Origin of the sequence: Sphingomonas palmae (assembly GCF_900109565.1) — a bacterium.
Taxonomy (GTDB): domain Bacteria; phylum Pseudomonadota; class Alphaproteobacteria; order Sphingomonadales; family Sphingomonadaceae; genus Sphingomonas; species Sphingomonas palmae.
The window spans coordinates 159,483-180,147 of sequence record NZ_FNZZ01000004.1 but is presented as its reverse complement, the minus strand read 5'-3'; the positions used below and the strand labels follow the sequence as shown (position 1 = coordinate 180,147).

Genomic DNA, 20,665 nt, shown 5'->3' with positions numbered 1-20,665 from the left:
GATCAGGTCCTTTTCAGGCAATGCGTTGGTCGGTGTCGTCCGTCGCGCCGTGCTCGGCGCTGCGCGGACGGGTGGGAAAGGAGGTGGCAGGCGCCTGCTGCCGCGGTGCGTCGCCGCCGCCGCTGCTGTTCCCGGGGCCGGGCTGCTGGCCCGCGCCGCCGGCGTTGCCGCCGCTCAGCTGCAGTTTCACGCCGCGCGCGTCGGCGAGCTCGGTCAATCGCGGCTGCGCCTCGGCGAGCAACTGACGCGTCTGCGCCTGCTCGGCGGTGATCTGCACCTGCACCTGATCGCCGTCGCGCTTCAGCGACACGTCGATCGTGCCCAGCATGTCCGGCGACAGCCGCAGGCGCGTGTCGTTCTCCGCCGCCATGTCGCGCAAGGTCACGATCCGCTCGATCATCGCCGCGGGCCAGTGCTCGTGCCGCAGGTCGAGCGCGCCCTGCTGCACCGCGCCCGCGGCGGCGATGCCAGGGATCGCGGGCGCGAGCGGCGCGGATACGGGCGCGGGATCGCGCGACTGGCGCGTGTCCTGCTCACCGAGCGCACGGTGGATCGCGGCGGCAAAGACCTGCGCGGCTGGCGCGCTGGTTGGACGTAGCGGCGCGGCGGGCAACTCGGGCGCGGGGCGTAGCGGTAGCGCAATCGGTGCTGCCTCGCGCGCAGTCGCGCCGGGTGCGGTCTCAAGGTGCGAACCCGACTGTTCGTTGGCAGCGGGCGTGGCGAGGGTGAAGGCGTTTGCGATCGGCACGGAAGCTGCGCTTGCGGCGGGTGCTTGGATCGGCGTGGCGAGCGACACTGCTGCGTCGCTCGACGGTGCGGGAGAGGGGATCGTCGGCGCGGTCGCCCCAATCGCCAGCGGCATCGACGAACCTGCCGCCTGATTAAGTATCGGCGAGACCCCATCAGGCGCGATCGTGGTCGAGCTCACGACGCCGCGCACGGTCCCCGTCGGTGCGGCTGCGGCGGGAGCATGCGACAGCACGGGCGAGAGCCCAATCGATCGATCGCCGGCACTGATCGCGGAAGCCATTTGGGACACTGCGGCGACCGGCAGCGGCACGCCGCCGATCAGCGACACGCGCGAGTCGGCGCCTGCGACGAGGGTCTTTCCGCTCGCCTGATCGCGTTCGTCACGTCGCAGAGCCGGGCGCGAGCCGCGAATGCGCGATGGTTCGGGCACAATGGCTGAACGAGACGCATCGGCGACGCTGCCGGCGGTGGCTGCCGCCGACGCGGGGGCTTGAACCACGCCGCGAATGCTCGCCTCCTCTGCACCGACGCGCAGCGATACCGCGGGCTCGCTCCCCTGCTGGGGAGTACCGACTGACAACGGCAACATCCTCGATGTCGCGCGAGGCGATGCAGTGCGACCTGCCACTGCGGCATCGGTAGGGGCGACCGTAGCGGGCGCAGCCCCGATCGCTGGAGAAGTTATGCCCGCTTCGCCCGACAACGGTGCGGCGGCGTTGCTGACCACGTCCGAAGGTCTGTCGTTCGGCTCCGACTTGAGGGTCGCGCCCGTCTGCGATGCCGGTTGCAGCAAGGCATGATCGGCGTTCGACGTGGCGGTATGAGCAAGCCCGGCACCGGGCAGCTCCGCTACCGCATCGAGAGAAGCGGACGCGGTCGGCCCACTGGTCGGAACGGTACGCGTGAACGTGTAGCTTTGGTGCTTCGGTGCCGTTGTGAGGGCAAAGGGCTCCGTCGCCTCATCCGCAACAACGGTGCGCGGCAGCGTTGCATGTGCCGGCTGTGGCGTAGCGGCAAGGGCGATGGATGCGCCTTCGTCGGCGGCCAGTGCAGGACGCACGAACGTGATCGGCCCCGATCGCGGAGCCGGAAGCGTCGCGTGCAACTCCTCAGGTTGCTCGATCGGAGCCGTCGACGCCTGACGCGGTGACAAGACGATCGGCATCGCCGCGGGTGGCATGATGGGCGGCGGCATCACGCCGGCGCGCTGATCGATGCCCAGCTGCTGCGGATCGCCGACTGCATCATCGTCAGCGGGTTGAGGCGCCGCATCGCTGGCCGAGGTGTCAGCGAGGACCGAGCCTTCGCGCGCGCCAGTCAATGCCGGCGTCGTAGCGTGGCGAAGAGCGGACGCAGCGATCGGTAGCGCAATCGCACTCGCTCCCACGTCCATCGATGTCGCAGGCTTGGTACCGGCTTGGCCCTCCGCATGCGGCAACACCGCCGACACGATTGTCGCACGCGCGGACGGGAGAAGCCTCGCACTTCCCGCCGTGAGCGGCGACGAGACCACCATCTCACGTGCGACCTGATCACTAGAATCACCAACCTCCGCCAACGTGGGGTCGAGCCAGGCGAGCGCGTCCGCGTCGACCGTGGCAACCGGCAGCGCATTGCCGCTGCCGGCGATTGCTTGCCGCCCGCTCGCAGCGGGAACAACCGCCACGTTCATCGCCTGCGCCACGCCGAGGTCAGGAAACGGCGCGAGCGTCGTCACCCCGATCGGCGCGGACGCGCCCGGTAGGGTGACGGCAGTGGTCGACAGCAGGCTGGCAATTGCGGTCATGGAGGCTACGTGAACTCACCGGCAAGAGGGTACCGGTGATGAGATCAGCAAGGATCGTGCCGGTTCTTCCGCGGCGTACCCGGCAGGTCCTGTAGTGCACGCAGCTCGGCCTCGATCAGCGCTTGCTGGCCGCGCTCGATCAGCTTCTCGATCGCGCTCTGGTCGCGCTTGGCCGATTGCGTCGCGGCGATGGTGCGCTCGGCCGCCTGCTCGGCGGTGCGGACGCGGTTATTAGCCGCCTCGGCGGAGCGGTGCAGCCGTTCACGATAGTGTGCGCTCGCCGCCAGTGCCATCGCGCCCGCCTCGATCCGCGTCGGCGCGACCGCGGCGGCGAGCTGCGCGATGCGGCCCGCCAGCGCCTGCTCGCTCGCCACCTGCTCGCGCGCGCGCGCCTCGTCGGCCTGTGCCAACCCCAGCTGCAGGGTGCGGACGCGGTGAACGCGCGCGAGGCGTTTGGGGTCGAGCGCCACGCTCAGGCGTCGCCGAACACGCCGGTCAACTCGGCGACCGCGTCGGCCAAATTGACCGACTGGTCGGTATCCTGCCGCACGAATTCCATCACCGCGGGATGATAGGCGATCGCGGCGTCGATCGCGGGATCGCTGCCCGACCGGTACGCGCCCATCAGCACCAGGTCGCGGTTCTGCTCGTAGGTCGCCAGATGCCGCCTGAGCGCGCGCGCCGCTGATAGGTGCGGCCGCTCGGCGATGTCGGTCATCACGCGGCTGACCGATTTGGAGATGTCGATCGCGGGATAGACGCCGGCCTCCGCCAGCGCGCGCGTCAGCACGATATGCCCGTCGAGGATCGACCGCGCCGAATCGACGACGGGGTCGTTGCCGTCGTCGCCGTCCGCCAGCACGGTGTAGATCGCGGTGATCGCGCCGCCGGTGTTGACGTCCGATCCCGCGCGTTCGATCAGATTGGGCAGCATCGCGATGGCGGACGGTGGATAGCCGCGCGCCGACGCCGGCTCGCCCAGCGCCAATCCGATCTCGCGCCCGGCGTGCGCGACGCGGGTGAGCGAGTCGATGATCAGCAGCACGTTCTTGCCCTCGGCACGGAACGCCTCGGCAATAGCAGTGGCGCGCAGTGCGCCGCGGATGCGCAGCACCGGCGAGTGGTTCGCCGGTACCGCGACCACGACCGAGCGCGCGCGCGCCTCGCCCGCGACCTTGGTCTCGAGGAAATCGGCGACCTCGCGGCTGCGTTCGCCGATCAGCCCGATGACGATCACGTCGGCCTGCGCCGCACGCACCATCATGCCGAGCAGCACCGACTTGCCCACGCCCGAACCGGCCATGATGCCGACGCGCTGCCCCTGACCGATCGTCAGGAGGCCGTTGATCGCGCGCACGCCGACGTCGAGCGGCTCGAGCACGCGTCCGCGGTCGAGCGGCGACTGCATGTGCCCCGCGAGCGGCCATTTGCCGGCGCCGCGGATCGGGCCCAGCCCGTCGATCGGCTTGCCCGCGCCATCGACGACGCGGCCGAGCAACGCCGCGCCCACCTCCGCCTCGCCCGCCGGCCCGCTCGGGCGCACCGGCGCCTGCGGCAGGAGGGGGGCAGGGCCGCCCAGGTTCATCATCAGCGTGCGGCCGTTGCGGAAACCGATCACTTCGGCCTCGACGTGGTCGCCGACCCGACAGACGGTCCCGACCGGCAGCGACAGGCCGACCGCCTCCATCAGCAACCCGTCGTAGGACGACAGCCGTCCCGACACGCGCGCGCGCGGCGCGAAATCGGCGTTGGCGATCGTGTCGAGATAATCGCCCGAGAAACGGTTGAGCATGAGTGTGTCGGCCGATCAGGCGTGGGTGGGGAGCGCGACGCGGTCGATCGCGGCGGTCAGCTGGTCGAGCCACATCGCCGGCCCGTCCTCGACGATCGTCGACGCGGCCTCCAGCACGAAGCTGCCGCGCGCCACCTGTTCGTCGCCGACCGCGAACACGGTCGCGGGCAGATGTCCGTCGAGCAGCGCCACGTCATCGGGGTGGACGCGCAGCATCGCCGACTCGCTCGCATCCGCCAACAGATCGGTCGCCGCCTCGACGCGTCGCGCCAGCAGCTCGGCGGAGACGCCCGCCTCACCGATCACGCGCGACACGAGCGTCATCACGGTCGCACGCAAACGTCCGGCGAGCAGGTCGCGGTCGAACCCGCCCGCCTGCGCCAGCGCGGCGGCGAGCCCGGTCAGCATCGCACCATCGCGCGCCGCAGTCGCCTCCATCTCGGCACGCGCCGCGGCGACGCCCTCGGCGTATCCCTGCTCGCGCGCGGTCTCGACGGGATCGATGAAGGGCGTCGGCTCGGCGTCTGCGTCCATCGGATCCCAGCCCGCGGTCGGATCAGTGTCGCGGTCTGCGGGTGAGAAGTGCTGCGGCGCGGGCGCGCCCGCCGGTGCGGGTGAGAAATGCTTCGGCCCGCCGCCGAACGCTTCCTCGATCCGCGCGATCAGCTCTGCGGGGGTAAAGCCGGAGGCGCGCGTCGCGTGCGCGTCGGCCAGCGCCATCGCGGCGGCGTCGCGGCGCGCGGGGAAACCGACGACGAAACCGCCAGCATCCGCCATCGATGACCTCGCTTCTTTTTGGGCGTTGAACACCAGCTCAGACATAATCGTCGTCGCCCGCGCCCATCTGGATCGTGCCGTCCTTGGCAAGGTTGCGTGCGACCTGGATCATCGCCTTCTGCGCTTCCAGCACGTCGGTCAGCTTCATCGGCCCGCGCGCTTCCATCTCGTCGCGGATGCCGTCTGCGGCGCGCGCGGACATGCAGCCGAGGAAGCGGTTGCGCGCGATCTCGTCGACGCCCTTCAGCGCGCGCGTCAGCACGTCGCCGTCGACGTTGCGGATCAGCGTGCCCAGGTTCTTGTCGTCCATGTCGAGCAGGTTGTCGAAGACGAACATCGCCTCCTCGATCTGCTTCGCGACATCGCGGTCGAGCTTGAACAGCTTGGGCATGACGCGCTGTTCGGTCGCCTTGCGCGCACCCTGCAGCAGCTTCGCCGCCTCGCGCGTGCCGCCCAGTTGCAACCCTTGCGCCGGACCGCGACCCGACCGCGTCGCGGTGCGGTTGGCGATCATCTGGCGCAGCGTCTCGACCGCCTCGGGCGTGATCGGGCCGAGCTTCGCAATCCGGTGCAGAATGTCGGGCTGCACCGCGTCGGGCAGCAGTTCGAGCACCTGGCTGCCGACCGCGGGATCGAGATTGGCGATCAGCACCGCGGCGATCTGCGGATGCTCCTTTTCCAGCATCTGTGCGATTTCGGGCGCGTCCAACCAGTCGAGCAGCTCGATCTCGCACGCGGCCTCGGCCGGCGTGATGCGCGCGAGCACGCTTTCCGCCTTCTCGGGGCCGAGCGCGCGATTCATGACCGCTGCGACGTGCGGGCGCGGATCGAACGCAATCCCGTTGCGCTCACGCGCGCGGCCGACGAAATCGTCGAGCACCAGCTCGACATCGTCCTCGCTCACATCGGCGACCGCGAACATCGCGCTGCCCAGGCGGCGGACTTCCTCCGGCTCCAGCTTCTGCAGGATCGCGGCGGCTTCTTCCTCGCCCACCAGCATCATCAGCACCGCGGCGCGCTCGACGCCCGTGAAGTGGCGCATCGGCAATTGCTCGCTCATGACTTCGCGTCCGCCATGATCATGTCACGCACCGCGAGCGCGGCGCGCGCGGGATTGTCGCGGGTGAACCCGCGAACCGCGCCGATCTTCTCCTCGTAGCTGCGGCTGGCGGCGATCTGCTCCAGGCTGACCGGCGGCGCGACGCTGATCGCGGGATTGCCGTCGGCATCGACCGCAGGCAGCGGATTGCCGTCCGCGTCGAGCGTGGCCGGCGCGGCGAGCGCGGGCGTCGCCTCCTCGCGCTTCTTCATCAGCACCTTGGCGATCGGACGCACGCCCAGCAGCAGGACGAGCAGCGCGATGACGATCGCAGTCAGGTTGCGCGCCAGCACGGGCAGCCAGCTGTTGTCGTACCACGCCGGGCCGTCCTTCGCCGCCTCATCGGCGCCGGCGAACTTGCGGCTGATAACGGTCACCTGATCCTGGCGATTGCCATCGAAGCCGACCGCCGACTTTACCAGGCTGTCGATCTGCCCCAACTCCATCGCGGTACGGCGACCCTTCTCGGGATCTCGCAGCAACACCGCGACGGAGAGGCGCTTGATGCTGCCTGGCGCCGCGCGCGTCACCGACACTTCCTTGCCGAGATCATAGGCGCGCTGGAACGAGTCGGACTGCTTGTTCGCGTCGGGGGCAGGGCCGCCCGCGACCGGTGCACCCGCGGGCGTGCCGGGGTTGCCGGTCGCCGGCTGCGGCGTCGACAGCTGCGACGCGGGCGGGGGCGTGTTGCTCAGCGCACCGGGGATACCGCCCGGCGCCTGCGTGTTCGCCTGATTGCCGGTCCAGTTGCCCGTCTCGGCGCGCAGCGCGCCCTGCTTCTCGTAGCTCTCGCGCGTCGCGCTGGTCTCGTCCATGTTGACGTCGGCCTGCACCTCCGCGGTGAAATTGCCCGCGCCGACCAGCGGGGTCAGCAGAGCGTTCAGCTGCTGGCGCACCTTGTCCTCGACCTGCCGCTGCACGCGCAGCCGCGCGTCGCCGCTGTCGTTTGCACCGTCGCCCGACTTGCTCAGCAACGCGCCGAGCTGATCGACCACCGTGACCGCGTCGGGCTTCATTCCCGGCACCGACGAGGCGACGAGGTTAACGATCGACGATACCTGCGCGTCCGACAACGACCGCCCGGCCTGCAATTTGATGACGACCGATGCCGAGGGTGCGGCATTGTCGCGCACGAACACGGTCGACTCGGGTACCGCCAGGTGGACGCGCGCTTCCGCAACCGCGTCGATCTCCTGGATCGAGCGGGCGAGTTCGGTCTCGCGCGCCTGGCGCAACCGCTCGCCCTCGACCGCGCGGCTGACGCCCATCGGCAATTGGTCGAGGATCGCGTAGCCGCCCGGTGCGGCCTTGGGCAGCCCCTGTCCCGCGAGCAGCAGCCGCGCCTTGGAATAATCCTCCTCGTTGACGGTCAGCGTACCCGCGCCGTCGTCGATATGGCTAGGGATATTGGCGGCAGTCAGCGCGCTCGTCACTGCCGCCTTGTCCGCGTCGGGGAGCCCCGCGAACAGCGTCTTCTGCGGCGGCGTCGACAAGGCCGACCAGGCGAGCCCGGCCGCGCCGATCAGCCCGACCATCAGCGCCATCGGGCCTGCGCGGCGGACCGCGGGCTGCGCGAGCGCGCCCTGGATCTGCCGCAGCGGGTTGGCGAACTTCTCGGGCACGAGGTTTGTGGAGGGCGCGAGTGCGTTGCTCATGTCAGACCGGCATGCTCATGATGTCCTTGTAGGCGGACAAGATCTTGTTCCTGACCTGCATCGTCGCCTCGAAGCCGACCGATGCCTCCTGACGCGCGAGCATCACCTTGGCGATGTCGATCGTCTCGCCGCGCTCATACTGCTCCGACAGCGCGCTCGCGCGCTGCTGGCCGTCGTTCACCTTGGCGAGCGCGTTCTGCATCGTGTCGGCGAAGCTGGTCGGCGCGGCCGCCGTCGCGCTGTCGACCGCGGGCGCCGCCGCGGCGGTGTTCGCGCGCTGCAACGCGCTGTTGCGCTCCAGGATCTGCGCGCGCAGCGCCATCACCCGGTCGACGCCGCCGACGCCCCCGATCGCGCTCATGCGCCGACGACCCGGAGCGTGGCGGAGGCGAGGTCGTCACCCTGCTCGCGCGCCTTGGCCAGGCGATAGCGCAGCGTGCGCTCGGAAATGCCGAGGCGCTTCGCCGTCTCGATCCGGCTTCCGCCGCACGCCGCCAGCGTTTCGCGGATCTTGGCGAACTCGGACAGCTGCACGACCTGTCCCAGCGTCGCGGGCTCGTCGACCTGCTCGACTGCGGGAAGCGAAATCGCGGCGGGTGCCGCGACCGGGCGATCGAACAGGATATGGCTCGCCTCGATCCGGTCGGCGTTGCCGGCGAACAGCAAAGCGCGCTGGATCACATTCTCCAGCTCGCGCACGTTGCCGGGCCAGTCGTGCGCCAAGAGCGCGGCGATCGCGTCATCCGACGGCCACGGCACCGTCGAGCGCGTGCCGGCGTGGCGCAGGATCATCGTCGCGGCGAGTGCGGGGATGTCCTGCGGCCGCTCGGCCAGCGCCTTGGTGGTCAGCGGGAACACCGACAGGCGGTAGTAGAGATCGGCGCGGAAGCGGCCCGCGGCGACCTCGGCCTGCAGGTCGCGGTTAGCGCAGGCGATGACGCGCACGTCGACCGGGACGGGCTGCGTCGCGCCGATCGGCACCACCTCGCGCTCCTGCAGCACACGCAAGAGCTTGGCCTGCAAGCCGATCGGCATCTCCGCAATCTCATCGAGCAGGATCGTGCCGCCGTGCGCCGCGCGAAAGAATCCGTCGCCCGCCGCGGTCGCGCCGGTGAAGCTGCCCTTGACGTGCCCGAACAGCATCGCCTCCAGCATTGTTTCCGGCAGCGCGGCGCAGTTGAGCGCGACGAACGGGCCGTTGGCCCTCGCGGAGTTCGCGTGGATCGTGCGCGCCAGCACTTCCTTGCCGGTGCCGGTCGGCCCGTTGATCAGGACGGTGATATCGGCTTCCGCGACACGCTCGGCGAGTGCCAGCAACGCCAGGCTCTCGGGGTCGGCGGCGGTCGGCAGCTCGGGCCCGCCGATCAGCGCGCGCGCGAACGCGTTGCCAACCGCAGCATCGCCGTGCGCGTAGCTGATCCGCGCCGGCTGCCCGTCGCGGAATGGCTGAACGCCGGGTGTCTCGCCCGCTTCCGGCCGCGCGACGATCAGCGTGCGCGAAGGCACCGCCATCGCCTCGCCCTCGGCGACCAGATGCCCGGCACCCGCCTGCGCGCGGCCACCCGGTAGCTCCACCGCGAACCCCTGCGCGCGCAAGGACGACACGAGCGTCAGATGCTCGTTCATCACTCTCGCCGACGGCACGATCGAACGCATGAAAATCGATTCCCTAGTTGATGACCTCCTTTTGCCGCCGAATTGGTTAACGCCGGGTATCGTTGCCGCCCGAGCGGCAGATATTTTCCGGGCGCGCCCACACGAGCACGCGCGGGGTGTATCTACACACGGGCAAGGGCGCGCGAGGCGGCGTGCCGACCGCGAAAGCCGCCCGAAATTTCTCGCGAAAAGTCGCTTAAGCCCGCCGCCGGGCGGTCGTTTGATGCGGTGACGGCCCGACGAAACGTGAAGCGGGCCCGGCAATCTCGATTGAAGGGGACTTCACCGTGACCGTAATCAACACCAACACCTCCGCCATGCGCGCCACCAACGCCTCGATGAGCGCGTCCGCTTCGCTGTCGACCGCGATGGAGCGCCTGTCGACCGGCAAGCGCATCAACTCGGCCAAGGACGACGCCGCCGGCCTCGCCATCTCGCAGTCGATGACCGCGCAGATCCGCGGCCTGAGCCAGGGGATCCGCAACGCCAACGACGGCATCAGCCTGGCGCAGACTGCCGACGGCGCGCTGAACGAAGTCAGCAACATGCTGCAGCGCGTTCGCGAACTGGCGGTGCAGTCGGCATCGGGTACCTACAGCGCCTCGGACCGTGACGCGCTCCAGGCCGAAGTGTCGGCGCTCGGCTCGCAGATCACCGACGTGATCAAGAACACGAAGTTCAACGGCGTCTCGCTGTTCGACTCGGCCGGTGGATCGAAGACCATCAACATCCAGACCGGTTCGGACAGCGGCAGCCAGATCGGCATCACGATCAAGGGTCTCGACGTTACGAGCCTCTCCAGCAGCCTTCGCGTCAACCTCGACTCAGGTAACAACGCTGATGTCGCGGCGGCAAAGACCGCAGTGACGGGCGCGCAGACGACCTACAACAACGATCTGAAGACCTATGCCGAAAAGCAGAAGGCTTACGACGATGCGTATGCGGCGGATCCGTCATCTGCGGCTACGACCACGGCGAAGGGTGAGCTGGATGACGCGCGCGAGGCGGTGTACGGTGCGGGCGATAAGAGCAGCGCGACCGCCGGCAACGCGAACTACATGGGCTCCGCGGCTGCTCTCGAAGTCGCACGCCGTGACCTTGAGACGACCTCGGCCTCGTTCAACGACGAAGCGGTAGCCAATACCAACAACACGATCGACACTGTCGACGCGGCGCTGACCGACCTAAGCGCGGTGCGCGGCGGGCTGGGTGCGGCGCAGAACCGCCTCACCTCGGTGGTCAACAACGCGACCTCGAACGTCACTAACCTGACGGACGCCAAGAGCCGGATCGAGGACGCGGACTTCTCGACCGAGTCGACCGCGCTCGCCAAGGCGCAGATCCTGTCGCAGGCATCGACCGCGATGCTGGCGCAGGCCAACCAGTCGGCGCAGGGTGTGCTCAAGCTGCTCGGCTAACCCCGAGCCAGCCTTCGGGTGAAACGAAGCCCCGGCGGTCACGCGGCCGCCGGGGCTTTCGCTTGTCTGCAGCACAAGCGGCGCTGTCCTACGCGCGCGCGGTACGCCAGGGCGCCACTCAGCTGCTCTTTAACATCGCTATATCCGCCCGCGCGCAGCCGCGCGCGCCCGCGCACATGCGTAGGGCTGTGACCTTCGGGACTTTCCGCGACCTTTCACGCGTGCCGCCGATGACGGACGCGGCAGTCAGTCAACTTGCCGCGACGACGCTCGTCTCGACCGGTTAGCTACTCGCCGCCCTGCACGGTCAGGTCGTCGGTATCCATGTCGGTGCCATCATCGTGCGCGGCCGTGTCGTCGTCGTCCTCGGCCGGGCGTCGCTCCGCCTCGTGGCCGAGCGGCACACCGCTCGCGTCCACGTCGCCGATCGGCTGCTCGGGGTCGGGGCTACGCTGGTCGGTCATCTGATCTCTCCTTCGCACGTTGAACGCACCGCGCGCGCAAAAGAAACCCCGCCGGCGCTTGGGGCGCGGGCGGGGCAGGTCGGGAGAAGTCAGGGCAGCGTCAGCGGCGCAGCATCGCCCTCTTGAGCTTGGCATGCGCGGCGGCCTTGATCTGGCACACGCGCGCGGCACCGACACCCAGCACCTGGCCGATCTCGTCCAGGTTCAGTTCCTCGACGTGGTAGAGCTGGATCACCAGCTGCTCGCGCTCGGGCAGGCTGGCGATCGCCGCGATCAGCGTGTCGCGCTGCTCGGCCTCGGCCAGTTGCGTGAAGGCGTCGGGCTCGTCGCTCGCGAACCACGGCTGGTCGTCGGCGTAGACCTCGTCGATCGACTCGTACTTGACCGCGTCGGCGCTGGCATAGTCGCTGCGCAGCTTCTCGACCGAAACGCCCAGCCGATCGGCCAGTTCGCGCTCGACCGGTGCGCGGCCGAGTTCGGTCGACAGCTGGTTGGTCGCACGCGCGAACTCGCGCCGGCGGCGGATCGCGCCGCGCGTCATTGCGGCGTGGCGGCGCAGCTCGTCGATCATGCTGCCGCGCAGCCGCGTGGTCAGATATTGCTTGAACGTCACCTGGCCGCGATCCTCGAACGACGCCGCCGCCTCGACCAGCGCGACCAGCCCGACCTGGATCAGATCCTCGACCTCGACCGCGGTCGAGACCGAGCCGTGGACGTGCCACGCGATCCGCCGGACGAGCGGCAGGTGCGCCTGCACCAGCGCCGCGTCGTCGCGCGCGCGTACGCGCGGACTATAGGTGAGCGGGCTGGAGGTGAGGGCAGGCGTCGCGACGGGCTGCGCGTCGGCAAACGTGCTCCGCATCGGCTCGGCGCTCATGCGGCGAGCGCCTGCTGATGGCCGACGTGCGCGGGCTGTGCCGCCCCGCCGATCACGGCGACGACCTCGACGGCCTTGTCCTCGGGTACTTCGAAGAAGCTCATGACAGGGGTATCCGGCAGAACGGTTCGGACGAGTTTGCGGACAGCCACGCGGATCGCGGGCTGGACGACGAGTGCGAAGGGCTTCGCCTCCGCGATCATCGGCTGCGCTGCGGCCTGCAGCGCGTCGACGATGCGGCGGCCGAGATCGGGCTCGATCACGTGACGGCGCGACGGGTCGGCGCGGACGGCCTGCCCGAGCAATTGCTCGAGCCCACCCTCCAGCGTCATGACGCGCAGCGGCTCGCGCACGCCCGCCAATTTCTGGATGATGAGGCCACCCAGCAGCGGCCGTGCCAGCTCGACGATCTCCTCGGCATTGGCGCTGTGCTGCGCCGAGGCCGAGATCGCGGCCGCAATGCGGCGGAATTCCTTCAAGGTGACGCCTTCGGCCAGCAGCGCGCGCAGCACCGCGGTCAGCGTGGTGAGCGGCAGCGGGTTGGGCGACAGCGACGCGACCAGCTGCGGCGAGCGTTCCTTCAATCCATCGAGCAGCGCCTGCACCTCGTCCGCACCCAGCAGGTCGGATGAATTCGCGCCGAGTGCGTGGTTCAGATGCGTCGCGATCACGGTGCCCGCGTCGACCACCAGATAGCCCTGACCGGTCGCGGCATCCGCGTCGCCAGGCGCGATCCAGGTCGCGTCAAGCCCGAAGGTCGGATCCTTCGCCTTCTTGCCCAGCAGCTCACCAAAACCCTGGCCGGTGTCGAGCGCGAGCATCTCGTCGGGCGACACCTGATCCTCGCCGACGCACACGCCGCCCAGCATCAGGCGATAGGTGTAGGGCGCGAGGTTGATGTCGTCGCGAACGCGGACCTGCGGCACGACGAAGCCGAGCTCTTTCGACAGCTGGCGCCGCACGCCGGTGATCCGCGCCATCAGCGGCGCACCGCGGCGCTCGTCGACCAGCGGGACGAGGCCGTAACCGATATCGAGGTTGACCATCATGCCCTCGGTCACCTCGTCCCAGCCGATCTTCGACAGATCGGGTGCCTCGGCGACGGGCGCGGGTTCGGCGGGGGCGGGGCGCTTGGCGATCTGGTGGAGCTTCCACGCGGCGAATCCGGCGATCGCGGCGATCGGCAGGATGACGAGGTGCGGCATGCCCGGAAGGATGCCGAGCAAAGTCAGGATCGCGGCGACCGGAGTCCAGGTGCGCGCCGATCCGAACTGGCTGCCGATCTGGCCCGCCAGGTCCTTCTCCGACTTGACGCGGGTCACGATCGACGCGGCGGCGATCGACAGGAGCAGCGCGGGCACCTGCGCGACCAGCGCGTCGCCGATCGCGAGCATGGTATAGGTCTGCGCCGCCTTGGCGATGCCGAGCCCGTGGCTGACCGGACCCAGGATCAGGCCGCCGACGATGTTGGCGGCGAGGATCAAGAGTCCTGCGACCGCGTCGCCCTTCACGAACTTCGACGAACCGTCCATCGATCCGTAGAATTCGGCCTCGGTCGCGACATCGACGCGGCGCTTCTTCGCTTCGTCAGGCGTGATGAGGCCGGCGTTCAGGTCGGCGTCGATCGCCATCTGCTTGCCGGGCAGCGCGTCGAGCGTGAAGCGCGCCGACACTTCGGACACGCGGCCCGCGCCCTTGGTGACGACGATCAGGTTGATGATGACGATGATCGCGAACACGAACAGGCCGACGACATAGTCGCCCCCGATCACGAAGGTGCCGAACGCCTCGATCACGTGACCCGCGGCTGACTCGCCCTCGTGCCCGTGGACCAGCACGACGCGGGTCGACGCGACGTTCAGGCCGAGCCGGAACAGCGTCGCGAACAGCAGGACGGTCGGAAACGCGGAGAAGTCGAGCGGCTTCTCGGCGTTCAGCGCGACCATCAGCACCGCCAGGCTGATCGTGATGTTCATGATGAAGAAGATGTCGAGCATGGCGGCCGGGATCGGCACCACCATCAGCACGACGAGCAGCAGGATCGCGGCGGGTAGCGCCGCTTGGCGCGCGTTGGCGAGCAGCTTCATGTCAGCGGCCTCCCATCGACGCGAGCATCAGATAGGCGAGCCGCGCATTATCGGGGCTGGGGCGCAGCAGCGACGCTTGGCTCGCCGTCTGGCCCTTGATCTGGCCCCCCAATTGCCCGAGCGTCGAACGCGCCCATGACAGCGCATCGCTCGCGCTCTCGCCGGCGCCGGTCACGACCGTCGCGTCGTCGCCCATTCCCAGCGCCTGCGCGGCGAACTGCATCGTCGACAGGCCGCCGGTGGAGGCGACGCCGCTGCCCGACGCGTCGGCGCCGTCGCCCAGCTTGCTGGCAAAGCGCTCGTACACCTGCGACAGCGACCGCGCGCTGCCATCGCTCGAATAGAAGACACCGCGGTTGGCGCGCGCGGCGGCGGGGAACAGGCTCGCGGCATCGCGGCCTGGATTGCTCGCCATCGCCGACAGGAACTGCTTGGCGCCGCCCAATCCCAGGAAGTGCGCCATGTAGAGGTCGGTGCCGGTCGCGGTGCGCCCGGTCGCGCCCTCGATCGCGGCCTTGTTGTCGCTGGCGTGCTCCGCCGCCATCAGGCTGGCGACCTCGGGATCGTTGCGAAGCCCCAGCACCGCCTGGCGGTTGCCGCCGGCGACGACGTAGCGCCCGCCGACCTTCTGAATGCTGTCGGCTGCCCAGCTGAGCCCGTGCTCGCCGCCGTGCTGCTTCATGACCGCCAGCCAGCTCTGTTCGATGAACTGGTACAGCCCGGTCGCCGACGAGGTGCCCGCGCGCGCGTTGGCATTGAAGCCGCTTTCCAGCTTCGCCTGACCCATCAGGTAATCGAAGTTGATGCCGGTGCGCGCCGACGCCCGCTGAATCGCGGAGGTGACGCGCTGGCTCGCACTGGTGATCGCGGAAACGGTCATGCTGATCTGAAAAGGCCCTGTTACGAGCCGGTCGATCAGCAAGGGGCGTGCCAAGCGCGTTCACGCGCCCCGGCAGCGTGCGTCAGGCGTAGGCGAGCTTGCCGCGGCCGTAGGCGCCGGCACTGTCACCGGACAGGACTTGCAGGCGGCGGCGAACATTTGCCGCCATCAGATTGACGTAGATGCGGCAGGTGTCGTTCAGCCGGTCGGCTTCTTCCGCCAACCCGCGCAGTTCGGGCGTCGCGGGACCGTCGCCCAGCGCCTGCAGCGTCTCGATCGCGCGCAGCTTGCCGCTGGTCGCGCGTTCCAGGCCCGCGACATCGTTGGTCTTCAGCGCGGAAATCTCGGCGTGAAGCGCGTCGATCACGCGGACCAGGGCATCACGACGCGTCATGCGACATCCACTCGTACTTGGCGGCGATCAGCGCGTCGGCGACGCTCGCGGGGGAGAGCGGAAAACGCCCGTTCTCGACCGCTTCCTTGATCAGCGCGATCCGCGTCACGTCCATCGGCGCGGAAGCGGCCATCACACGCGCGAGCGTGGGTGCGGCGGCGGCGGGCGTCTGTGCAGGCGCGGTCGTCACTGGGGGCGCGGCATTCGCCACCCGCGTGACTGCGCCGATGCGCAAATCGTTTGCCTTGATCGTCGTCGGTTTGACCGATTCCACCATGTCCGCACCTGTTGGTTGTCGCTGACATGCAGGGAAACGGCCGTTGCGTGGAGGACTTTAGGAGTTTTTTCACTCGCTCCAGCCGGGCAGCGTCGCGCGGCCCGCGTCGACCGCGACAGCCTGTACCGGACGCGGCGTGCCGTCGACGCGTACCATGAAGCGCGCACCGGGCGCTGCATCGGCGATCGCGACCCCCTCGCGCGTGATCGAGAAGCCTTCGGACCCCGCCTCGATCGTGACGGGATCGCCGCGGCGGATGACGGGCGGCGCGGTCTTGGGCGTCATCGCCGCGCCCGCGTTCATCACGGCCGGTGTTGCCGACGCAGCGCGCGGCGGCGCGAGCACGGGAACGAAGATGCGCCAGTCGGGACCGGCGCAGGACACCACCACCGCGTCATGCGCGTCGCTGCGCCACGAAAGCGCGACGGTCGGGCATTGCGCCAGCCGCAGCCTGGGATCGACCGGCGCGCGCGCGCCGCCCTCGCTACCGACCGGATGCGCCGTGAAGGCGGCAACGGCGCGGTCGAGCGAGCCGGTGTCCTGGAATGACGCGGCGGCGAGAAGCGAGAGAATGATCATCGTGTTCCTTCCTCGCCGACGAAGGCGAGCGTGATGAGGACCTGGCGTGCGGGGCGAGTCCCTGCGTCAGCGTTGGAGATTTGCGTGCGCTCGATCGGTACGCCGGCCGCTGACAGCGCAGCGGCGACCGCGCGCGCACGGTCGGTCGCGAGCAGCGCGGCGCTGCCGGTGGCAGGGTCGACGTCGCTCGTGCTGTCGTCGGTCGCGCCGCTCACGCGCAAGGCGACGCGCGGATCGCGGAGTTCGGTTCGCGCCCAGGCGACGAGCGCGTTTGTGTCGGTCGGCACGCGCGCCGAACCGCGCTCGAACCCGGGCACGATCTGCGCCGCGACCGCGAGTGGTGGCGGCTCGACGCCCAGCCCGGCCGACACCGCACGCGCGATCACGCGCGGGTCGAGCTGCCGATTGGCCTCGAGCAGCACGAAAAAGCCGACCAGCAGCAGCGCCAGATCGGCGAGCGTCATCAGCCACAACGGGCGCGACGGCGTGAGCTCGGAAAGTTCGTCGTCGAATGCCGTTTGAGACATCTGCACGCTCACGCCGCATTCGCCCGGATCGCGGTGACGCCGCTCGCGCGCGGTGCCTCGCGCACGGCAAGCGCGACCAGTGGCGCGACCAGCCGCTGCCGCTCGGCCGCCTCGACCCGCGCCGCGGCGCGAAGCCGCGCGGCGATCGGCAGGGCGATCAGATTGGCGACCAGCGCGCCGTACAGCGTGGCGAGCAGCGCAATCGCCATCGCCCCGCCGATCGCGGCGGGATCGCTCATCCGCGTGAACATGACGACCAGCCCCACGATCGTCCCGACCATCCCCATCGCCGGCGCTGCCTCCGCCGCACCCGCCCAGCAATCGGCGGCGGCGAGATGGCGCTCGATCCGCGCGCGGCGGCGCGCGTCGAGCTCGGCCGCGATCACCTCCGGCGCGAGGCCGTCGACCACGCCCGCGATTCCTGCGGCGACATCGGCGTCGGCGATGACGCTGCGGTCGAGCGCCATCGCGCCGTGCCGCCTGGCGATACGGTCCTGCGCGGTGATCTGTTCGAGCAAGGAGGTGGCGGAAAAGCGTCGCCGCGTCAGCACGCCGAGCGCCGCGACCGCGCGCCGAAGGTCGGCGAACGGTGTGCGCAGCGCGGTGGCGAGCGCGGTGCCGCCGATCACGATGGCGAGTGCCAGCGGGTCGAGAAAGGTGCCGGGTGTCATCGCGCTCGCCTGTGCAAGGCGCGGGCCAAGTGCGTCCGGCAGCGCGACACGCTCGGCAAATGCGCGCCAGGCTACCGGCACTGCCGGGGGCGGCAAGGGCGATTGCCGGCAACCGGCAAGGCTTTGCCGCCTGCCCACGGCGAAGACCGGGCATCGCAGTTCACGCGCTGTAGCCGGAAAAACTGGCACGCGCCTTGCTGATGTTCCCGCGAGCGCCTCGTTCGGCGCATCGCAGGAGGCAGTAAACATGGCTGGCGACAGTCTGTTCGGGGTACACGGATCGGCGCTGGAGGTGCGGGCGCAGCGCATGGGCGTGCTCGCGTCCAACATCGCCAACGCCTCGACACCGGGCTTCAAGGCGCGCGACGTCGACTGGAAGTCGGCGCTGGCGAGCGCGACCGCGACCGGCAACGTCGACGCGGGCATCACCGCGCAAACCAAGTACCGCGTGCCAAGCCAGCCGAGCATGGACGGCAACACGGTCGAACTCGCCTCGGAACAGACCGCCTTCGCCGAAAACGCGGTTCAGTATCAGACGACGCTGTCGTTCCTGAACGGGCGCATCGGCCAGATCACCCGCGCGCTGAAGGGGGAATAAGCACGTGAGCACACCCGTCACCATCTTCCAGACCGCCGGCCGCGCGATGTCCGCGCAGCTGACGCGAATGAACACCAGCGCCTCGAACCTGGCGAACGCCGGCAACGTCGCCGGGTCGGCCGATGCCGCCTACAAGACGATCAAGCCCGTGTTCCGCACCAGCTTCGACGCCGCGTCAGGTCTTTCGACGGTCGATGTCGAGCGCATCGTCACCGCGGGCGAGACGCCGACGAAGCGCTACGACCCCGCCAACCCGATGGCCGACAAGGACGGCAACGTGTTCGAGGCCGCGGTCGATGAATCGCGCGAGCTCGTCGACATGATGGAATCGGCGCGCACCTACCAGAACAACGTCGAGGTGATGCAGACTGCCAAGTCGCTCATCATCGACACCCTCAAGCTGGGTCGCTGACGATGACAACGATCACCAACACCACCGGCACCGCCGTCGCGACCAGCGCCAACAAGGCGCTGACCGGCGCGAAGACGACGCTCGACCAGGGCGACTTCCTGAAGCTGATGACCGCGCAGATGAAGAACCAGGATCCGTTCAACCCGGTCGACAACACGCAGATGGTTGCGCAGATGGCGCAATTCTCCTCGCTGGCCGGCATCACGCAGATGTCGACGACGCTGCAGGCGATCTCGGACAAGCTCGGCGCGACGACGACCGCCGACGCGGTCAGCTATATCGGAAAGACCGTGCTGACGCCGGGCACGACCGCCTACGCGCGCACGACCGGCGGGGTCGCGGGCGCGATCGAGCTGGGCGGCGCGGCGAGCGACGTCGGCGTCACGATCACCGACGCGAACGGCATGGTGCTGAAGAACCTGTCGCTTGGGCCGCAGACCGGCGGCACCATCAGCTACGACTGGAACGGCAAGACCGACGCCGGCGAGGATGCGGGCTCAGGACCGTTCACCGTCAGCGTCGCGGCGTCGAACGGCGGGCAGTTCGTGTCCGCCACCAACCTCGTCTGGGCGCCGGTCCAGTCCGTTTCCACCGCCACCGGCCAGACCGTGCTGACCGCACCGGGTCTGGGCGAAATTCCTGCCAGCGCCGTTCGCCAGATCGGCTGATCACCTTCATCTCTTCCTCGGAGTAACCCTCATGTCCTTCTACACCTCGCTCTCGGGCCTGCAGGCCGCTCAGACCGATCTCTCGACGATCAGCCACAACCTCGCCAACGTGTCGACCAACGGGTTCAAGAAGTCGCGCAGCGAGTTCGCCGACGTGATGGCGTCGAACTTCACCTCCGACCCGCGCCGCATGGTCGGCTCGGGCGCGGTGCTGCAGCAGAACCGCCAGCAGTTCAGCGAGGGCAGCCTGCAGACGACGGGCAATTCGCTCGATCTGACGATTTCGGGCGACGGCTTCTTCGCGGTGAAGATGCCCAACGCGGTCGGCACGCAGGCGTACACGCGCAACGGCGCCTTCTCACTCGGCACCGATCGCTTCATCACCGATACGCAGGGCAGCCGCCTGCAGGCCTATGCGGTCGAGACCGACGGCACCGTGCCCGCCAACAGCAAGCTGGGCGACGTGCAGGTCCCGCTGACCAGCGGGGAAGCGACGCCGACCACCGCGGTGACGCTTAAGATGCAGATGAACGCGGCAGCATCCGTTCCGACCGTCACGCCGTTCAACGCCGCCGATCCGTCGAGCTACAACACTGCGACCAGCACCTCGATCATCGACGATCAGGGCAAGGTGACGACGCTGACCAACTATTTTGTGAAGGACACGCCCACCGATCCGTCGGGTGCGACATCGTGGACGATGTACAGCTACGCGACCGGCGTGGGTCTGAACAACGGTAACGGCACCAAGGTCACGTTCGACGGCGACGGCAACATGACCGCACCGCAGGGCGCAACCGCGCTCAATTTCAATCCGCCCGCCGGCGGCACCGCGCGCGCGATCACGTTCGACCTGTCGGGCAGCACCGCCGCCAAGCAGCCGTTCGCGGTCGCGTCGCGCACGCAGGACGGTGTCGCCAAGGGTGAGTTCTCGGGCGTCGCGGTCGACGAGAGCGGCGTCATCACCGCCAGCTACTCGAACGGCGACAGCGTCAAGCTCGGCAAGGTCGCGCTCGCCAACTTCGTCAATCCCACGGGGTTGAAGCAGAACGGCGGCAATTACTGGACCTCGACCGGCCTGTCGGGCACCGCCACGATGGGAACGTCGAACGAGAACGGCTACGGCAAGCTGATGTCGGGCACGATCGAGGGATCGAACGTCGACATCACCGAGGAGCTGGTCAACCTGATCGCGGCGCAGCGCAACTTCCAAGCGAACTCGAAGGCGCTCGATACCGCAAGCCAGATCTCGCAGACCATCTTCAACATCCGCGCATAATCGAGCCGGGCCAAGAACA

The 20,665-nt window shown here is 69.2% G+C and carries 22 protein-coding genes; 5 read left to right on the top strand and 17 right to left on the bottom strand.

Annotated elements, in window-relative coordinates:
- Positions 1-13 precede the first annotated feature (13 nt).
- The 8 genes from BMW51_RS10995 to BMW51_RS10960 are packed head-to-tail and all read right to left on the bottom strand — an operon-like array spanning position 14 to position 9,515.
- Positions 14-2,536, bottom strand: a complete 2,523-nt coding sequence (locus tag BMW51_RS10995) for a flagellar hook-length control protein FliK (protein WP_093006353.1) — start codon at positions 2,534-2,536, stop codon at positions 14-16.
- A gap of 44 nt (positions 2,537-2,580) precedes the next feature.
- Positions 2,581-3,006: a hypothetical protein gene (locus BMW51_RS10990; RefSeq protein ID WP_093006351.1), complete on the bottom strand. Its 426-nt coding sequence runs from the start codon at positions 3,004-3,006 to the stop codon at positions 2,581-2,583.
- Between the two features lie 2 nt (positions 3,007-3,008).
- Positions 3,009-4,328 carry a FliI/YscN family ATPase gene (locus BMW51_RS10985; protein ID WP_093006349.1) on the bottom strand — a complete coding sequence of 440 codons (1,320 nt, stop codon included), beginning with the start codon at positions 4,326-4,328 and terminating at the stop codon, positions 3,009-3,011.
- 15 nt (positions 4,329-4,343) lie between these two features.
- Positions 4,344-5,105: a FliH/SctL family protein gene (locus tag BMW51_RS10980; RefSeq protein ID WP_093006347.1), complete on the bottom strand. Its 762-nt coding sequence runs from the start codon at positions 5,103-5,105 to the stop codon at positions 4,344-4,346.
- 37 nt (positions 5,106-5,142) lie between these two features.
- Positions 5,143-6,165 carry a flagellar motor switch protein FliG gene (fliG, locus tag BMW51_RS10975; protein WP_093006345.1) on the bottom strand — a complete coding sequence of 341 codons (1,023 nt, stop codon included), beginning with the start codon at positions 6,163-6,165 and terminating at the stop codon, positions 5,143-5,145.
- Positions 6,162-7,859, bottom strand: coding sequence for a flagellar basal-body MS-ring/collar protein FliF (fliF, locus tag BMW51_RS10970; protein ID WP_093006343.1), 1,698 nt, complete (start codon positions 7,857-7,859; stop codon positions 6,162-6,164). Before fliF ends, fliG begins: the two co-directional genes overlap by 4 nt.
- A 1-nt stretch (position 7,860) precedes the next feature.
- Positions 7,861-8,220, bottom strand: coding sequence for a flagellar hook-basal body complex protein FliE (gene fliE / locus BMW51_RS10965; RefSeq protein ID WP_093006341.1), 360 nt, complete (start codon positions 8,218-8,220; stop codon positions 7,861-7,863).
- Complete coding sequence (locus BMW51_RS10960) at positions 8,217-9,515, bottom strand: sigma-54 interaction domain-containing protein (protein ID WP_093006339.1); 1,299 nt, start codon at positions 9,513-9,515, stop codon at positions 8,217-8,219. Before BMW51_RS10960 ends, fliE begins: the two co-directional genes overlap by 4 nt.
- Positions 9,516-9,802: 287 nt before the next feature.
- Here BMW51_RS10960 and BMW51_RS10955 point away from each other — a divergent pair, with 287 nt between their 5' ends.
- Positions 9,803-10,933, top strand: a complete 1,131-nt coding sequence (locus BMW51_RS10955) for a flagellin N-terminal helical domain-containing protein (protein WP_093006337.1) — start codon at positions 9,803-9,805, stop codon at positions 10,931-10,933.
- A gap of 287 nt (positions 10,934-11,220) precedes the next feature.
- Here BMW51_RS10955 and BMW51_RS16115 read toward each other — a convergent pair whose 3' ends face one another.
- The 9 genes from BMW51_RS16115 to BMW51_RS10915 form a co-directional block, all read right to left on the bottom strand.
- Positions 11,221-11,397, bottom strand: a complete 177-nt coding sequence (locus tag BMW51_RS16115) for a hypothetical protein (RefSeq protein ID WP_177171636.1) — start codon at positions 11,395-11,397, stop codon at positions 11,221-11,223.
- Between the two features lie 100 nt (positions 11,398-11,497).
- A complete protein-coding gene (locus BMW51_RS10950; RefSeq protein WP_093006335.1) occupies positions 11,498-12,274 on the bottom strand; it encodes a sigma-70 family RNA polymerase sigma factor in 777 nt (258 codons plus the stop codon).
- Positions 12,271-14,361 (bottom strand): flagellar biosynthesis protein FlhA, encoded by a 2,091-nt coding sequence (gene flhA / locus BMW51_RS10945; RefSeq protein ID WP_093006333.1) that lies wholly within the window; start codon positions 14,359-14,361, stop codon positions 12,271-12,273. Before flhA ends, BMW51_RS10950 begins: the two co-directional genes overlap by 4 nt.
- A 1-nt stretch (position 14,362) precedes the next feature.
- Positions 14,363-15,241, bottom strand: coding sequence for a lytic transglycosylase domain-containing protein (locus tag BMW51_RS10940; RefSeq protein WP_093006826.1), 879 nt, complete (start codon positions 15,239-15,241; stop codon positions 14,363-14,365).
- Positions 15,242-15,323: 82 nt separating this feature from the next.
- Positions 15,324-15,635, bottom strand: a complete 312-nt coding sequence (locus BMW51_RS10935; protein ID WP_093006332.1) for a flagellar protein FlgN — start codon at positions 15,633-15,635, stop codon at positions 15,324-15,326.
- Positions 15,622-15,912 carry a flagellar biosynthesis anti-sigma factor FlgM gene (locus BMW51_RS10930; RefSeq protein WP_093006330.1) on the bottom strand — a complete coding sequence of 97 codons (291 nt, stop codon included), beginning with the start codon at positions 15,910-15,912 and terminating at the stop codon, positions 15,622-15,624. Before BMW51_RS10930 ends, BMW51_RS10935 begins: the two co-directional genes overlap by 14 nt.
- 69 nt (positions 15,913-15,981) lie before the next feature.
- Positions 15,982-16,491: a flagella basal body P-ring formation protein FlgA gene (locus tag BMW51_RS10925; protein ID WP_093006328.1), complete on the bottom strand. Its 510-nt coding sequence runs from the start codon at positions 16,489-16,491 to the stop codon at positions 15,982-15,984.
- A complete protein-coding gene (locus BMW51_RS10920; protein ID WP_143051852.1) occupies positions 16,488-17,018 on the bottom strand; it encodes an OmpA family protein in 531 nt (176 codons plus the stop codon). Before BMW51_RS10920 ends, BMW51_RS10925 begins: the two co-directional genes overlap by 4 nt.
- Positions 17,019-17,026: 8 nt before the next feature.
- Complete coding sequence (locus BMW51_RS10915; protein WP_425440988.1) at positions 17,027-17,770, bottom strand: MotA/TolQ/ExbB proton channel family protein; 744 nt, start codon at positions 17,768-17,770, stop codon at positions 17,027-17,029.
- Positions 17,771-17,936: 166 nt separating this feature from the next.
- Between BMW51_RS10915 and flgB the strand changes: the two genes are divergently transcribed.
- The 4 genes from flgB to BMW51_RS10895 are packed head-to-tail and all read left to right on the top strand — an operon-like array spanning position 17,937 to position 20,646.
- Positions 17,937-18,287: a flagellar basal body rod protein FlgB gene (gene flgB, locus BMW51_RS10910; protein ID WP_093006324.1), complete on the top strand. Its 351-nt coding sequence runs from the start codon at positions 17,937-17,939 to the stop codon at positions 18,285-18,287.
- Positions 18,288-18,291: 4 nt separating this feature from the next.
- Positions 18,292-18,699 carry a flagellar basal body rod protein FlgC gene (gene flgC / locus BMW51_RS10905; RefSeq protein ID WP_019517543.1) on the top strand — a complete coding sequence of 136 codons (408 nt, stop codon included), beginning with the start codon at positions 18,292-18,294 and terminating at the stop codon, positions 18,697-18,699.
- Positions 18,700-18,701: 2 nt separating this feature from the next.
- Positions 18,702-19,367 carry a flagellar hook assembly protein FlgD gene (locus BMW51_RS10900; RefSeq protein ID WP_093006322.1) on the top strand — a complete coding sequence of 222 codons (666 nt, stop codon included), beginning with the start codon at positions 18,702-18,704 and terminating at the stop codon, positions 19,365-19,367.
- Between the two features lie 31 nt (positions 19,368-19,398).
- Positions 19,399-20,646 carry a flagellar hook protein FlgE gene (locus BMW51_RS10895; RefSeq protein WP_093006320.1) on the top strand — a complete coding sequence of 416 codons (1,248 nt, stop codon included), beginning with the start codon at positions 19,399-19,401 and terminating at the stop codon, positions 20,644-20,646.
- The last annotated feature ends 19 nt before the right edge of the window (positions 20,647-20,665 follow it).